At 34.2% G+C, this 15589-nt stretch carries 14 protein-coding genes; 2 read left to right on the top strand and 12 right to left on the bottom strand.

Features of this window, described 5'->3' with window-relative positions:
• Positions 1-3: 3 nt before the first annotated feature.
• Positions 4-1098 (bottom strand): Nif3-like dinuclear metal center hexameric protein, encoded by a 1095-nt coding sequence (locus tag ACFX5F_RS06885; RefSeq protein WP_379851187.1) that lies wholly within the window; start codon positions 1096-1098, stop codon positions 4-6.
• Between the two features lie 118 nt (positions 1099-1216).
• Between ACFX5F_RS06885 and lpxK the strand changes: the two genes are divergently transcribed.
• The gene (lpxK, locus tag ACFX5F_RS06880) at positions 1217-2266 is read left to right on the top strand and encodes a tetraacyldisaccharide 4'-kinase (protein WP_379851185.1); all 1050 of its coding nucleotides are present in this window, start codon (positions 1217-1219) and stop codon (positions 2264-2266) included.
• Complete coding sequence (locus ACFX5F_RS06875) at positions 2238-3050, top strand: purine-nucleoside phosphorylase (RefSeq protein ID WP_379851183.1); 813 nt, start codon at positions 2238-2240, stop codon at positions 3048-3050. Before lpxK ends, ACFX5F_RS06875 begins: the two co-directional genes overlap by 29 nt.
• Before the next feature lie 6 nt (positions 3051-3056).
• Here the strand turns inward: ACFX5F_RS06875 and ACFX5F_RS06870 are convergent, their stop codons facing one another.
• The 11 genes from ACFX5F_RS06870 to ACFX5F_RS06820 all read right to left on the bottom strand — a co-directional run bounded on the left by ACFX5F_RS06870 (position 3057) and on the right by ACFX5F_RS06820 (position 15585).
• Positions 3057-5231 carry a tetratricopeptide repeat-containing hybrid sensor histidine kinase/response regulator gene (locus tag ACFX5F_RS06870; protein WP_379851182.1) on the bottom strand — a complete coding sequence of 725 codons (2175 nt, stop codon included), beginning with the start codon at positions 5229-5231 and terminating at the stop codon, positions 3057-3059.
• Between the two features lie 14 nt (positions 5232-5245).
• A complete protein-coding gene (gap, locus tag ACFX5F_RS06865; RefSeq protein ID WP_379851180.1) occupies positions 5246-6253 on the bottom strand; it encodes a type I glyceraldehyde-3-phosphate dehydrogenase in 1008 nt (335 codons plus the stop codon).
• Positions 6254-6327: 74 nt separating this feature from the next.
• Positions 6328-7227, bottom strand: a complete 900-nt coding sequence (gene lipA / locus ACFX5F_RS06860; protein ID WP_379851179.1) for a lipoyl synthase — start codon at positions 7225-7227, stop codon at positions 6328-6330.
• A gap of 332 nt (positions 7228-7559) precedes the next feature.
• Positions 7560-8378, bottom strand: coding sequence for an energy transducer TonB (locus tag ACFX5F_RS06855; protein WP_379851177.1), 819 nt, complete (start codon positions 8376-8378; stop codon positions 7560-7562).
• 178 nt (positions 8379-8556) lie between these two features.
• Positions 8557-9108, bottom strand: a complete 552-nt coding sequence (locus ACFX5F_RS06850) for an RNA polymerase sigma factor (protein ID WP_073210103.1) — start codon at positions 9106-9108, stop codon at positions 8557-8559.
• On the bottom strand, positions 9099-10205 hold the full coding sequence (locus ACFX5F_RS06845) for a glycosyltransferase (protein ID WP_379851175.1): 1107 nt from the start codon (positions 10203-10205) through the stop codon (positions 9099-9101). The genes ACFX5F_RS06850 and ACFX5F_RS06845 overlap by 10 nt, the downstream gene beginning before the upstream one ends.
• Positions 10206-10291: 86 nt before the next feature.
• The gene (locus ACFX5F_RS06840; RefSeq protein ID WP_379851173.1) at positions 10292-10906 is read right to left on the bottom strand and encodes an FMN-binding negative transcriptional regulator; all 615 of its coding nucleotides are present in this window, start codon (positions 10904-10906) and stop codon (positions 10292-10294) included.
• 26 nt (positions 10907-10932) lie between these two features.
• Positions 10933-11946 carry a UDP-N-acetylmuramate dehydrogenase gene (gene murB, locus ACFX5F_RS06835; protein ID WP_379851171.1) on the bottom strand — a complete coding sequence of 338 codons (1014 nt, stop codon included), beginning with the start codon at positions 11944-11946 and terminating at the stop codon, positions 10933-10935.
• A gap of 37 nt (positions 11947-11983) precedes the next feature.
• Positions 11984-13831, bottom strand: a complete 1848-nt coding sequence (gene asnB, locus ACFX5F_RS06830; RefSeq protein WP_379851170.1) for an asparagine synthase (glutamine-hydrolyzing) — start codon at positions 13829-13831, stop codon at positions 11984-11986.
• 2 nt (positions 13832-13833) lie between these two features.
• Positions 13834-14841: a glycosyltransferase gene (locus ACFX5F_RS06825; RefSeq protein ID WP_379851298.1), complete on the bottom strand. Its 1008-nt coding sequence runs from the start codon at positions 14839-14841 to the stop codon at positions 13834-13836.
• A gap of 69 nt (positions 14842-14910) precedes the next feature.
• A complete protein-coding gene (locus ACFX5F_RS06820; RefSeq protein ID WP_379851168.1) occupies positions 14911-15585 on the bottom strand; it encodes a DUF2461 domain-containing protein in 675 nt (224 codons plus the stop codon).
• Positions 15586-15589 lie beyond the last annotated feature (4 nt).

Here is a 15589-nt window from a genome sequence, read left to right as displayed (position 1 = left end):
ATTCTATAAGTACTTAACTGGATTTGAATTTTCTTCTGATAAAATAACTGCAAAATTAAGGTTTTTTTTCCGAAGATACTCAACAATATAATTTTTTGTATAGCGTTCGCTTTCAAAATGTCCGATATCGGCCAATAATAGCTGATTTTCGGCTTCGTAAAACTGATGATACTTTAAATCTGCCGTTAAAAACACATCGGCTCCAGCCTGAATTGCATTTTTTATGGCAAAACTTCCAGCTCCGCCAAGGACGGCTATTTTTTTTACTTCTTTTCCTATAAAGTTGGAATGTCGAATGCCGTCCGCTTGCATTTTCTCTTTTGCAAAAAGCAAGAATTCTTTTTCTTTCATTGGATTTTTCAATTCGCCAATCATTCCTAAACCAATATTCTGATGTTGGTTTTTCAAATCATAAATTTCATAGGCGATTTCTTCATAAGCATGGCTTTTGAACAATGCTTTTAGAATTTTATTTTCTAAATGCTTTTCGAAAGTGACTTCAATTTTGATTTCGTCTCCCTGGACAAACTCAAAACGTTCACCAACTTGCGGATTACTATGTTCATTACCCATATAGGTTCCAATTCCTTTCGAATTAAAACTGCAATTTTTGTAGTTGCCAATATTTCCGGCACCGGCATCAAATAATGCATTTCGCAATTCTTCAGCATTCTCCGGAAGAGTATAGGTTACTAATTTCCGAATAAAATTTTGTTTCGGAATAAGAATTTTGGTGTTTATTAGTCCAAGCGCATCGCAGAAAATTTTATTTACGCCTTCTTGATGATTGTCTAAAGCAGTATGGACCGCGTATATAGCGATGTCATTTTTTATGGCTTTTATAATGGCTCGTTCCACATAATTTTTACCTGTAATTTTTTTTAATCCAGAAAATAAAATGGGATGAAAACAAACGACCAAATTGCATTTTTTAGCGATTGCTTCGCCAATTATATTTTCTAAAGCATCATGACAAACTAAAATACCAGTTGTTTCTGATTCAGGATCACCAACCAATAATCCCACATTGTCAAAATCTTCGGCATAGGCCAATGGTGCCATTTCTTCCAGCACGGAAAGAATTTCTTTTATTTTCATTTTTATTTCGATTTTTAGATTGTTGGATTTCTAGATTCTTCAATTTATCGAATAACCAAATCACCGAATAACCAAATCAACTTTTTTTTATAAAGATAATTTATTCTACTTTCGTAAAATGAATTTACTTCGAAAAATACTATTCCCGTTTGCCATTTTATATGGTATCATAACGAGTATTCGGAATTTTCTTTTCGATAAAGGTATTTTGAAATCCTATTCTTTTGATTTACCTGTTATTGCTGTAGGGAATCTTAGCGTTGGCGGAACCGGAAAAACACCCCAAATTGAATATTTAATTCGGTTGCTAGCTGATAAATATAAAGTTGCCACATTAAGTAGAGGTTATAAAAGACAATCGGAAGGTTTTATTTTGGCGGAAGCCAGTTCTAATGCGGCAATTCTTGGCGATGAACCTTTTCAGTTTTTTCAAAAATTCAAAAATATTCAAGTTTCGGTTGATGCTAATCGAAAGAACGGAATAGAACAATTGCTTTCTCTCCCAGAAAAACCGGAAGTTATTTTATTAGACGATGCATTTCAACACAGAAAAGTAAAAGCTGGTTTCCATATCCTGCTTACTAGCTATGGGGATTTGTATTCGGATGATTTTATGTTGCCAACCGGAAATTTACGCGAAAGCAGGAGTGGAGCAAAAAGGGCTAACGTGATTATTGTAACCAAATGTCCTTTTAATCTCTCCCTTGACAAACAGGATGATATTAGTAACAGATTAAAGGTTTCAGCAAATCAAGAATTATACTTTACTTTTATAGCCTATGACAATTTTATTTATGGGGAAAACCGAAAGATAAATGTAAACGAAATTCAGGCAGCTGCTAAATTGCTGGTGGCAGGAATTGCAAAACCGGAACCGTTTTTTGCCTATTTACAAGATACAAATGATGTCTGTCTGTCTTTCCCGGACCATCATAATTTTACTGATAAAGACATTTTAGAAATTAAAAATTTAGCGCAAAACAATATTATTATCACTACCGAAAAAGATTATGTACGATTACAAGGAAGTTTACCAAGTGACCAACTTTTCTATTTACCCATACAAAGTTCTTTTATTGCCGGTCCAGATTCCGATTTGTCGGAACGGAGTGATAATTTTGATAAAAACATTTTAAATTATGTGGGAACAAGTACAAGAAACCGTTAATTATATAAACGGAAAAGTAAATTTCACTCCAGAATACGGTGTGATACTAGGATCAGGGTTAGGCAGTTTTACTGAAGAAATGAAAGTAGAATATACCTTGCCTTATAATGAAATCCCAAATTTTCCGGTATCGACAGTTCAAGGTCATAAAGGAGCATTAGTTTTTGGAACAATAGGAGAAAAGAAAGTAGTAGCAATGCAAGGCCGATTTCATTACTACGAAGGGTATTCCATGACCGAAGTAACTTTTCCCGTGCGGGTGATGAAGTTTTTGGGTGTTCAAAAATTAGTTGTTTCGAATGCTTCAGGTGGAGTTAATCCAAATTATAAAGTGGGATCTATTGTAATTATTAAAGATCATATCAATATGACTCCCGAGCATCCGTTACGTGGAAAAAATGACGAACGTTTTGGGCCGCGTTTTGTAAATATGAGCGAACCCTATTCAAGAAAGATGATTACCAAGGCCAAAGAAATAGCATTAGATTTAAACATTGAAGTTTTTGATGGAATTTATTATGGATTACAAGGACCAACTTTTGAAACCTTGGCAGAATATAGAATGGTCAAAATTCTTGGAGCTGACTGCGTAGGAATGTCAACCGTTCCGGAAGTAATCGTGGCGCGTCACATGGATGTTGAAACTTTTGGGATTTCTGTAATTACTGATATGGGAAATGAAGAAAGTATTGACACTATTTCGCATGATGAAGTATTGGAAGCAGCAAAACAAGCAGAACCTATGGTGCGAAGTCTAATAAGAGAATTGATTCTAAAATATTAGATACTTCTAAACATAATTGGCAATTGTACTGTAAAATTCGTCGGGATTGAATGGTTTTGTAATTACATCATTCATTCCAAAGGATAACAGCATCTCGCGATTTTCATCCAATGATATTGCAGTAAGTGCGATAATAGGTGTGTTTGGATCAAATTTTCGGATTTGTTGCGTTGCCACTGTACCGTTGATCCCCGGTAAATGAACATCCATCAGGATTAGGTCAAATTTATTGTTTCGGGCAGTTTCTATTGCGTCTTCTCCATTATCAATAATATCGCAAATTATTCCTTTGTTTTCTAGCATTTTTGCAGAAACCATTTGGTTGATTTTATTGTCTTCCACTAAAAGAACTTTTTTATTCATTAAAACAGAATCATCATAAGATTTCTGCTTTTGTTCTACTTTTAATAATTCGGAGCCTACTTTAAACTTTAGTTCAAATGAAAAAGCAGATCCTTTTCCTACAATGCTTTTTAGCGTTATATGACCGCCAAGGGTTTTAATTATTTTTTTTACGATTGTTAGTCCTAGACCAGTTCCTCCATATTTGCGATTTACCTCTATTGAACCCTGAGAAAAACTGTCAAAAACACTTTTTAATTTGTCTTCAGGAATTCCAATCCCAGTGTCAGTCACTTCAAAATATATAGTAGCATTTTCGTTGGCTATCGATTTCAGTTTTGCAAATACATTTACAGTGCCGTTTTTGGTAAATTTTAAAGCATTGTTTATTAAATTCATCATGATCTGAGACAATTTTGTAGGATCGCCAATCAAATAATCAGGAATTTCCGAATCTATTTTTAGAAAAAATTGGTTGTTATTTACTGAGGCTAGTTCTTTTAAAGAGTTTTGTATATTTTCTAATAATTGTTTAAGATTAAAATTGATGTATTCTATTTCGAATTTATGAGAGTCGATTTTATTTATTTCCAGAATTTCATTTATAAACTTTGTCAGATAATCTCCTGAAAATTTCAAGGAAGACAAATAATGCATTTGTGATTTCTTTGGTTTTTCTTCCAATAATAAATGAGTGATTCCGTTTATGGCATTAAGTGGTGTACGAAGTTCATGGCTTACAGTGGACAGAAATTCAGATCTTGCATTAGAGGCTTTTTCCGCTTTATCTCGGGCAATTTCTAATTCTTTATTTTTATCTTTTAGCATCAGATTCGATTGTGTCCTGATGATATTATTTTTATATAAAGATAAACTCAGTAAAGATAAAATTGAAATTAATGCAATTGCCAGAATACTGATTAGTTTTGAGAATTTATTGGTCTTTTCCTGTTGTTTGTTTTTATTGACAATTTGCCTGATTTCTTTTAATCGCTCGGACTCTTTAAATTCATCATAATCATCTATTCCAAGTCTTTTGTCATTCAAAAGGGAAATATTTTCTTTCAGGTTAAGATGCTGTTTTAGATAAAAGTAGGCATTATTTTTATCTAACATTTTATCGTAAACAGAACTTAAGGCGATTAAAATATTAGATTTTTGGTCTAAATTTTTATTTTTAATATTGAGTTCCAGTGCTTTATTGAGATAGTTTAGCGCTAAATTGTACCTTTCTTTTGTAGCTTCAATAGTACCAATCTGGTACAGCGCTTCGGTTCTCGAATTCCGTATCTCTGGGTTGTCCGGTTTGGCTATTATTGTCTTGAAAATTGCCGAAGCTAATTCGTCATTTCCTTTATATTTGCTTATTATTCCTTTTTGCAGATCGAGTAAGTTATTTATTTCAGTAGTATCGGGGCTTTTTAATCGATCCGATATTGATTTTGTTGTGTTAAAATAAATTCCGGCATCGTTAAAATTTCTTTTTTCAATAAAACTTAAGCCTATGTAATAGTTGCTATATGCGTAATTAGTACTGGGCTCTAGTTTTTTATAAAATTCGATGCTGTTATGAAAAGTTTTAATTGCATCATTGTATTTTTTTAAATCAAAATACATTTTGCCTAATCGGAATGTTTGATCCGCTTGAGCTTGGATATTGCGTATTGCTTTCGAGTGATTTATGGCTTTTTGTGTGTAGAATAAAGCTTTTTTGTAATTATCCGCTTTAATATTTGAATTAGCCAAATTACTGTAATACTTTATGCTATCTATTTTCTCATTGGTTTGAGAATACAGAAACGAGGTGAAAAAAAAGATAAAAACAAAGAAATACTTCATTTATAGCTGAGTTTTTAGGTTCTATTCTTACGCTCCATCAAAAGTATCAAATCAATTATTCGGGATGAATATCCTATTTCATTATCATACCATCCAACAACTTTTACCATTTTGTCAATAACAGAGGTCAGTAGAGCATCAAATATACATGAATTTTTATTACCAATTACATCTACAGAAACGATTGGATCTTCGGTGTAATCCAGAACGCCTTTTAAATTAGTTTGTGCTGCAATCTTGAAAGCAGCATTTATGTCATTTATGGTAACCGCTCTTTTTACATTAAAAGTAATGTCAGTCAAGGAACCATCTGGAACGGGTACTCGAATTCCGCAGCCGCCAATTTTCCCTTGCAATTTAGGGAAAATTTTTGTCAGTGCTTTAGCTGCACCTGTTGTAGTTGGAACTATTGATTGGCTGGCACCACGAGCCCTTCGTAAGTCTTTATGGGGTTGGTCGTGCAAACTTTGGTCAGTAGTATAAGAATGAATGGTTGTGATGTATGCCTGTTCAATACCACAAAGTTCATCAATAACTTTCATCATTGGTGCGGCATTGTTCGTTGTGCAACTCGCATTAGATACGATAGTTTCAGTACCATCAAGAATATTTTCATTCACACCTAAAACTACCGTTTTTATAGTGTCAACCTCTGAAGGAGCGGAGAGAATTACTTTTTTGGCGCCCGCCAAAATATGGGCATTTAGCTCTTCAAAAGTCTTGAATTTTCCAGTTGATTCAACTACATAATCTATATTTATGCTTTTCCAGTCGAGTTTTGAAATACTTTTTTCATGAAAAAATAAAAAGTGTTTGCTGTCTACAAAAAAACCTTTTTCATCCTCAGTTACCTTATATGGCAAAACTCCGTGAATACTGTCGTATTTAACTAGATGTGCCATTGTTTTTGTATCGGCAATATCATTGATGGCAATTACTTCAATATCGGGATGGTTTAAAAGAAGTCGAAATAAATTTCTTCCTATTCTTCCAAAACCATTAATGGCAATTCTTGTTTTCAATATTTTTTTGTTTAAAGTTTCAAGTTTAAAGTTTCAAGTTGAGCAACTTTAAACCTTAAACTTGAAACATTTTTTTAAAGAATGTGTTTCTGCGCTTTGTAAGAAGAACGTACTAATGGACCACTTTCTACATGACGGAAACCCAATTCCAAACCAAATTTTTCGTAGATAGCAAATTGGTCTGGTGTTATGAATTCTTTTACAGGCAAATGTTTTTTACTGGGCTGTAAGTATTGGCCTATAGTAACAATATCAACATTGGCGTTACGCAAATCTCGCATCGTTTGAAAAACTTCGTCTTCTTTTTCTCCTAGTCCAAGCATAATTCCAGATTTAGTTCTGTTGATGCCTTTTTCTTTTAAGTATCTCAAAACTTCCAGACTTCGGTCATATTTAGCCTGAATGCGCACTTCTCGAGTCAGCCTGCGAACAGTTTCTACATTATGCGAAACTACTTCGGGATTGGCCTCCACAATTCGATCTATATTTCTTTCGATACCTTGAAAATCAGGAATCAAAGTTTCTAGTGTAGTGTTGGGATTCATTCTGCGAATAGCTTTTACGGTTTCTATCCAAATAATAGAGCCACCATCTTTCAAGTCGTCCCTGTCGACGCTGGTGATAACGGCATGTTTAATATTCATGATCTTGATGGAGCGTGCCACTTTTTCAGGCTCATCCCAGTCTACGGTTTCTGGCCTTCCTGTTTTTACACCGCAAAATCCACAAGAGCGCGTACACACATTTCCTAAAATCATGAACGTTGCCGTTCCTTCTCCCCAGCATTCCCCCATATTGGGACAACTTCCGGAGGTACAAATCGTGTTCAAACTATATTTATCAACTAAGCCACGAAGCTCTGTGTATTTTTGTCCAATTGGAAGTTTCACCTTCAACCATTTCGGTTTAGCTGCGCTCAGTTCGGCTCCGCCTCGGGTCCCAATCGGTAAAGTATTTTCTAAAACAGTTTCCATATATAAATTTTCAAAGCACAAAGATAAGGAATGTACTTTATTTGTGGATTCGTTTGTTTGTTTATTTAAGGGAAGAGTAATGGAAGATTTAGGAGCAGAATATTCGGTTTTTTTAAGCAATGGTTGTCCTGCTTTCCGTTGTATCCGCGCTGATTGTTTCGTTCTTCACAATGGCAGCGCGGGATGCCACTACAATCAGGGCTAGAGTAGTACTATATGTTGTTTTAAGAGAATAAAATTTGAATATAGTTTTTTTATGACAGTGCATCCCTGAAACTATTTTTAAACAGAAAAGCAGAATCTTTCGACTCTGCTTTTCTTATTTTTTGAAATTAATCCATCTGTACTGTGATGGGTAAATTATAGGCAGTTCGTACTGCTTTTGAACCAATCATTCCCGGAGACCATTTAGTTTTTAAGGATTTTAGTACTCTGATGGCTTCTTTGGCCATCCCATAACCAGGATCTTTTTTTACCTGAATATCAGTCATGCTCCCGTCTTTTTCAATTACAAAAGACACATAAACTTTCATGGTGCTGCCACCATCAATTTCTGGTTTTTCAAAATTATTTCCCACATACGTATAGAACTTATTTATTCCTCCCGGAAACTCAGGTAGTTTATCAAGTGCAACACTTGCAACAACAGTATTTCCAAGGTCAGCAGTATCAGTTGTTGTTCCTTGTCCGAGGGAAGAAGTCGGATTTGTACCAATAGTGGTAACTCCTGCAGTACTCGTATTTGTACCCGTAGCATTATTCGTGTTCTTTGCTATCTCTTGGTTCGCCTGCTGTGCTTGTACAATTTCAGGATTCACAAGTTGGTCGCTTTGAATAGGTACTTCGGTATTTTTTGTTTTTACCTCGGGAAGAACCGGCTTTTCTATTTCCTGAAGTTGATTGGGTATAATGTCAGTGACGTTGACTATGGTATTGGTGAGATCGGGTAGCGTTATCCTACTTTCAGGATTAAAATAATGTAAAATGACAGGAATACTCAACGCCGATGTTAAAAGCAATATTCCCATAAAAAATGCAAATAGGGAAGTTTTAGCACTTTCTTTGCGCAACTGATACGCTCCATATTCTTTGTTTTTGTATTGAAAAACAAGGTCAATCCAGCTGGTTTCGTAAATACTTAATTTTGACATGGTTTATGGATTTAATGGTTAGGTATCAGTTAAATCATAAGCATACGGTGTTTTATTTAACAACGTAAATAACAAGAATTTTAGTATGTAAATCATGAATTATTTTTTAGTTTAATTGTTTAATCGTTTATTCGATTAACTGAGTAATCAAATAGAAGAATAAACCCCAACAAAAAAACTATCTTTTATTCTGAATGATTTCTGCCAAAAGTTTCTTGGCGCGGAGCAGTTTTATTTTTACATTACTCAAGGGTTCGTCAATTTTATTGGCAATTTCCTGATAACTCATTTCCTGAAAATAGCGAAGTTGAATAACCTCTTGATAATGCGGTTTTAATTCTTTGATGAACTGAAGTAACTGAGAAAGATTTTGTTCTGTGATTAATTCATCTTCTGCCGAGGGAGTGGTGTCGGCAATATTATACGCTTGTTGGTCTTCTTCATCTGTAATTTCGACAAAAAGACTTGATTTCTTTTTTCGAAGCAAATCAATATGGACGTTTTTTGCAATAGCGATAAGCCAGGTGTTAAACTGAAATTCTGAATTGTAAGTGGCTATTTTGTCAAACGCTTTCGAAAAAGTTTCAATAGTAATATCTTCGGCATTAGTTTCGTTTTCCGTGCGTTTTAGCATGAAACCATACACTTCGTTCCAATAATAATCCAATAGAAAAGTGAAGGCAACCTGGTCACCTTGTTTCGCTTTTTCTATTTGTTTGTTTATTTCCAATGTACCGGTTTTGAGAATGTATTTGTTATAAAGATATTAATTTGTGTGAATATAAGTACTAATTCGATTGCCGGATACCAATATACCACATCTTTTTCTTTTAATTTCCCTGCCGAAAACCCAATAACTGTCCAAGCTATTATGTATCGGACGCAAAATAAGCTTAATACTATTATCCACTGAAACTGAAAAGCCAGTAATACGATGGCCAGTAGTATAAAAAGCAACTGCGAACAATAGAATACTCCTAACTGAAATTTATCGAACTTTTTGTAATAGTTTGCCGTAGCAATATGTCTTCTTTTTTGTATGATCCAATCTTTATATGTCGTTTTTGGCTTAGAATAAGTAAAACTTTCAGGCATAAAAGCAATCGTTGTGTTTCTTGCATTTGCCGCTTGATTGACAAACAAATCATCATCACCGGAACGAACTTTCATGTGCTCTATAAAACCATTTACATTAAAAAATTCTTCTTTTTTGTAGGCTAAATTCCTGCCCACGCCCATATAGGGATGACCCATTTTTGCCCAGGAAAAATATTGAATGGCCGTAAGTAAAGTTTCGAAACGAATTATTTTATTCAAAAATGAATTAGCAATTTTTTCATATTTTCCATAGCCCAAAACAATAGTTTTTTGCATTGTAAATTGAGAACTCATTGCCGTAATCCATTCTTTTGATGTAGGATAGCAATCTGCATCAGTAAACAATAAATATTCTTTTTTTGCTGCCTTTATTCCTAACGTTAAAGCGTATTTTTTGTTGCCCCAGAAGGCTTCATTGTTTTGCACTTTAACCAAACGTACATTTGGATATTGTTTTTCAAAACCTTCAAATATGGTCAAGGTATTATCATTTGAAGCATCGTCAATTAAGACAATTTCAAAATCTGGATAGTTCTGTTCAGCGAGTAACGGAATAAAATTTATTACATTTTCTTCTTCGTTTTTGGCACAAACAATAACCGATATCGGAATTTTTTTAGGCGTTATTTTCTGCGCTTTTGCGAAAGCAAATTTCCCAAAAAAGCCTAAGTAAAATAAAATCTGAACGGCAACAATAAAAATAAAAAAGTAAAGAATGATTATAAGCATCGGAGTTTAATGAGTTTCTAAATCGAATGCAAAGGTATGAATAGAATTAAGAATTATTAATCATAAACTGTGAATTTTGAAAGAATTTATCTGGGACATTTCTTCATTTCATTTGCAACAGCAATGGACTGATTTGTGTTGGTGTTTTCCAACTCAGAAATGATGTTTTGGTAGTTTTTATCGTCACGGTTTTGCGACATTTTTTGTTGAGCCTGAATTTCTTCTATTTCGATTTCAAAAGCTACAATTCCCCTAGTTTGCATCATGGTTTTCTTAGACAAATCTTCTATTCGAACAGGGTTTTTGGATTTTTTTTCGTATTTATCTACTAGTCTTTTCAGCGATTGAATAACTGCATCGCCTTCAATAATTTTGATTTTTCCGTAAACATGAACTGCAATATAGTTCCATGTTGGTACATTTTCGTGATCGTACCAAGACGGAGAGATATAAGAATGTGGTCCTGAAAAAATGGCTAATATTTGGTCATTCTCCGCGAAACCTTTCCATTGTGGATTTTCTTTAGAAATATGTCCCTCTAAAATTGTTTTCCCATTTTTATTGGTACCCAGTTGTAACGGAATATGAGTTGCCCACAATTTTCCATTGGTTTGATTGATTAGAATGCCAAAACTGTTTTCTTTTAGAAAAGCGGTAATGGCTTCTTGATTTTCGTTTTTGTAGATATCTGGAATGTACATGTTAGTTTTGGATTTTAAATAAAAGATTAAATCACATTTACTTCGGCCTCAATATGAATTCCAAAAGTCTTAAAAATGGTCTCTTGGATATTCTTGGAAACATTCAAAATTTCCTGTCCGGTCGCATTGCCGTAATTGACTAAAACCAAAGCTTGATTTTTATGTATTCCGGCATCTCCAAAACGTTTTCCTTTGAAACCAGCTTGTTCAATGAGCCATCCTGCAGGAACTTTTACTTCGGTATCCGAAATGTCGAAATATTTCATCTCCGGAAATTGTTGGTGAATTTTCTCGAAGTCAGATTTTAAGAGGATAGGATTTTTAAAGAAACTACCGCTATTTCCCAATTCTTTTGGATCTGGTAATTTGCTTTGGCGTATCGCAATAACCGCATTACTCACATCCTTTAAAGTAGGATTGATAATGTCATTTTTTGTTAATTCAGCCGTAATATCTCCGTAAGAAATATTGATTTTATGATTGCATTTTGTCAATTTGAAAACAACAGATGTGATAACATATTGATTTTTAGCTTCGTTTTTAAAAACGCTTTCTCGGTAACCAAAATTACAGTCCTCCTTTATGAAGGTTTTAGTTTCTTGATTTTCGATAGTCATTGCTTCGCAGGAAACAAAAGTATCTTTAATTTCGGTACCATAAGCACCTATGTTTTGAACAGGGGTTGTGCCTACATTCCCTGGGATTAGAGACATGTTTTCCAAACCGCCAAAATTTTGGTTGATGGTCCAAAGCACAAATTCATGCCAGTTTTCACCAGCTTGGCTTTCAACCCAAACGAATTCATCATTTTCTTCGATGATTTTTTTTCCTTTTAAGTCGATATGAATGACCAATGCGTCAATATCTTTTGTCAAAAGCATGTTGCTTCCGCCACCCAAAATAAATTTTTTCTGCGCTTTATTTTCTTCTAAAATAACTTTCAAATCGTCTGCAGAATGAACCGCTGCGAATTGTTTTGCTTTGGCTTCAATGCCAAAAGTATTGTATTTTTTTAAAGAGATATTATGTTGTATTTCCATAAAAGAGATTGCTTTTTTGAATCCTCAAAAGTAAGGATTAAAATTTATTTACGTAGGATTTCATCCAGATATGCATCATAAAAAGAGGCATAATATAAGGAGTCATTAGGTCATCTCCTTTTTGTAAATTCTGAACGAGCTTTTTGATGTTTATATTTTCAAAATAAGGGTTTTGAAACAGATCACTTTTCGAAAAAGATTCTAATTCTTCTTTAAATGCGGGACTTTTCGTGATATAATCGCCCCAAGGAGCGCTTAATCCCACTTTTCTGAATTTTAGGATTTCATCTGGTAATCGTTCTGCCATAGCTGATTTTAGAATGAATTTCCATTTTTTTCCTGCAAATAGCCATTTGTCTTCCAATGAGCCTAAGCCAATTACTAATCTGGGGTCCAAAAACGGTTCCCGGCATTCTATTGAAGCACCCATAGTGCAGCGGTCATTTCTGTCCAGCAACGAACATAAATAGGTATGTTGGTCAAAATAAAGCGCTTGTCTTCTTAAATTGGCGGGGTATAATGTTTTTGCCTCTTTATAAATTTGTTTCCTGTATTCATTTTTTGGAAGCGTTTCAATTCCATAATTCTCCTCAATATCTTTCGGATAAATATTCGAGCCATTAAAAATTACCAACTCAGATTTTTTAGTAATTTGGGCATATCGCGTTAACTTTTCGTAACGCGGCTTATTTGTGAATAGGTCTAAATTGCTAATTGTTGCTATGGAATTCAATAGTGATGGATATTGTAAGGCCTTATATCTAACATAACCGCCCATTAATTCATCGGCTCCTTCACCGGAAAGTAATACTTTTACGGATGGTTTTGCCATTTGTGAAACTGCCAATAAGTGCGGTTCACTCAAATGCATGATGGGTTCGTCCTGAAAATAAGTAGCGCTTATTAATTTATCGTAAAGGTTTTTATTCTCTAATTGCATCGTATGAAAACCATAATCGAATTTCTCTGCCATCATTTTGGCTAAATGCGCTTCGTTATGTTCTTTCTCTTTGAAACCAATGTTAAAAGTTTGTATGTCTTTGTAATTCTGATGGTGTAAAGATGCCAAAACAGAGGAAGAATCCAGTCCGCCGCTTAATAAAACACCAACAGGAACATCACTTACCATTCGTAATTTTATGGAATCATCAAATGTTTCCCTAAACCATTCCACTGGATTTTTTATTTCAGGCTGGTTTTGAATTTCCTTTTTCAAATTCCACCATTTTTCTGTAGTGACTTTTCCTCCTTCGTGAATAGTCATTATATGTCCAGGCAGCACTTTTTTTACGTTTTCGTATAAAGTGTTTTCGCCGGCAACAAACCGATTAAAGATATATTCTTCTAATCCTTCTTGCGCCATTTTGAGAGGTACGCCGGCTGTGAAAAGTGCTTTTTGTTCAGAAGCAAAATAGAAAGTCTCATTGTAAAAGGAATAATATAGAGGTTTGACGCCCATTCGGTCTCGAACTACGGTCAGTTTTTTTTCCATTTTATCCCAAATAGCAAAAGAAAACATGCCGTTAAGACGGTTGAGCATTTTTAAACCATGCAATTGAAATAATTTCAACAAAACTTCAGTATCAGAATTTGTTCTGATATCAAATCCGTTGCTTTTTAGTTCGGGATAAAATTCCTTAAAATTGTAAATTTCTCCATTATAAACAAGTACATATCTACCGTCATCTGAAAGAAAAGGCTGGTGCCCCGCCATGGAAACATCAAGAATTGATAGTCTCCTGTGGCCAAAACCAATATTATTTTCAACGAACAATCCTTGATCATCAGGTCCGCGATGCTCTAGCGAATCACGCATCTTTGTCAGAATACGTTCGTCAACTTTTTTTTGTGATTGTAAATGCAAGATTCCATTAATTCCACACATATTTAATTGGTGCTAGTAGTGTTAATTAACAGGTGGTATTTATCAGCAATAATTTTCATGTTTGTATTGTAATTGGCATTTTCTTCTACAAATTTTCTGTTTTTCAAAACAGCATTATTTCTATGATCACTATTATTATAGGACCATATTAATTCATCAGCGAGCATTTCATAATCATCAACCGGAATTAATTGACCGTTTTCTCTGTGCTTAATCCAACTTTGGTTTCCTATTATGTCTGTGACAACAGGATAGCAATTGCAGGCCATTGCTTCAAATAAAGAGGCTGAAACCCCTTCGGTAATTGGCATACTAATATAAAAGTTAGATTGCTGCAATAATTTCGGTAATTCTATATTTGGAATTCTTCCGGTAAAGTTTACTTTATTTTCAATTTTTAGTTTTTTGGCTAATTCTTTCAATTTTGAAAGTTGGGTTCCGTCTCCAATGATAGTAAGAACAAAATCGATTCCCTTTTGGTTTAAAATACCAAAAGATTTTAAAATGATATCATGACGGTATTCTGGCAGCAAGGAGCGGGTTACAATAGCACAAATTTTTTCAGGATCAGCATTGTTTTTATTTGCAAATTGCACTAAATCAATTCCTTTTGGTAATACCAAAACTTTGCTCATATCTACCTTGGCTTCAATCATGGAAATAGTCATCACTGGACCCCAAGCATGTATCAAATCTGCTTTTTTAAAAGCATAATGTTGAATGACTTTTTTTAGCGGTAATAAAATGGATTTTTTAGGCCATAAATCTGTTTTACCCTGTTGCGCAATTGCAACGGGTTTCACTCCGGATAAGCCAGCAAGAAAACCGTAACTGGTGGTTCTCTCGGCAATAATCATATCTGGCTGATGTAATTTGATTATTTTTTTTATTTTAAAAATGGCAAATTTAAATTCGAAAATCCTTAAAATTCGTTTGTGAATGCAATTACTAGGCATTTTTAATTCCCATGTAATAATTTCAAAATCCCCAAATTCTTTCAGACCATTCATCCATGTGATGGCGTCAGCTCTGTAGGATTCTCCAAGGAAAAGTATTTTCTTTTTTTTTGCCAAAATATATTATTCTTCAGAAGTTAGGGCGCGATTGATAAAATCATTCAACGGTTTTAGTGCTATTAATTTTTTACTCACTGTAGCAACAAAATCTTTTTTTGTTACTGCTGAAATATCAATTCTCTGAGTAGACTCAAAGCTTTTTAGTTTTAATAAGTCAATCGCAGGATGGTCTTTTTCGTAACCTCTTGGGGGATTTTTAAGTGTGTTCTTTTCATTTCGATCAAAATCCGTAAACTCTTTTTTGAACTCTTTTGCATTAAGGATTGCTTCTAAATCATCATGGAAATAAGCAATTTCTTTGCGCATTTTTTTTAAATCCGCCGCTTCAGGACAATACAGTCCTCCGGCAATAAAGCTGGCTCCTTTTTCGATTTGAATATAATATCCTGAACGATTCATTCCTTTTGCACCAGAAGAAATCCAAATGCCCACGTGTGATTTATATGGGGACTTGTCTTTGGAGAATCGAATATCCCGGTTGATTCTGAAAGTACAATTCTTTACTTCCAGCATTTCTAGTGATGGGTCCAATGGTTTCATTGCATCAAGTAAATCACCAATGAGCTGATGTAAATCTTTTTTGAAAGCTTCGTACCGTTTTTTATTCTCCAAAAACCAATCTCTATTGTTATTGGCTTTTAAATCTTCCAGAAATTGTAAAGTGTCTTTTGAAAGCATCTAA

Origin of the sequence: Flavobacterium zhoui (genome assembly GCF_042787235.1) — a bacterium.
In the GTDB taxonomy this organism is placed as follows: Bacteria; Bacteroidota; Bacteroidia; order Flavobacteriales; family Flavobacteriaceae; genus Flavobacterium; species Flavobacterium zhoui.
The sequence above is the reverse complement of the archived record's forward strand: the minus strand, read 5'-3'. Positions and strand labels throughout refer to the sequence as shown.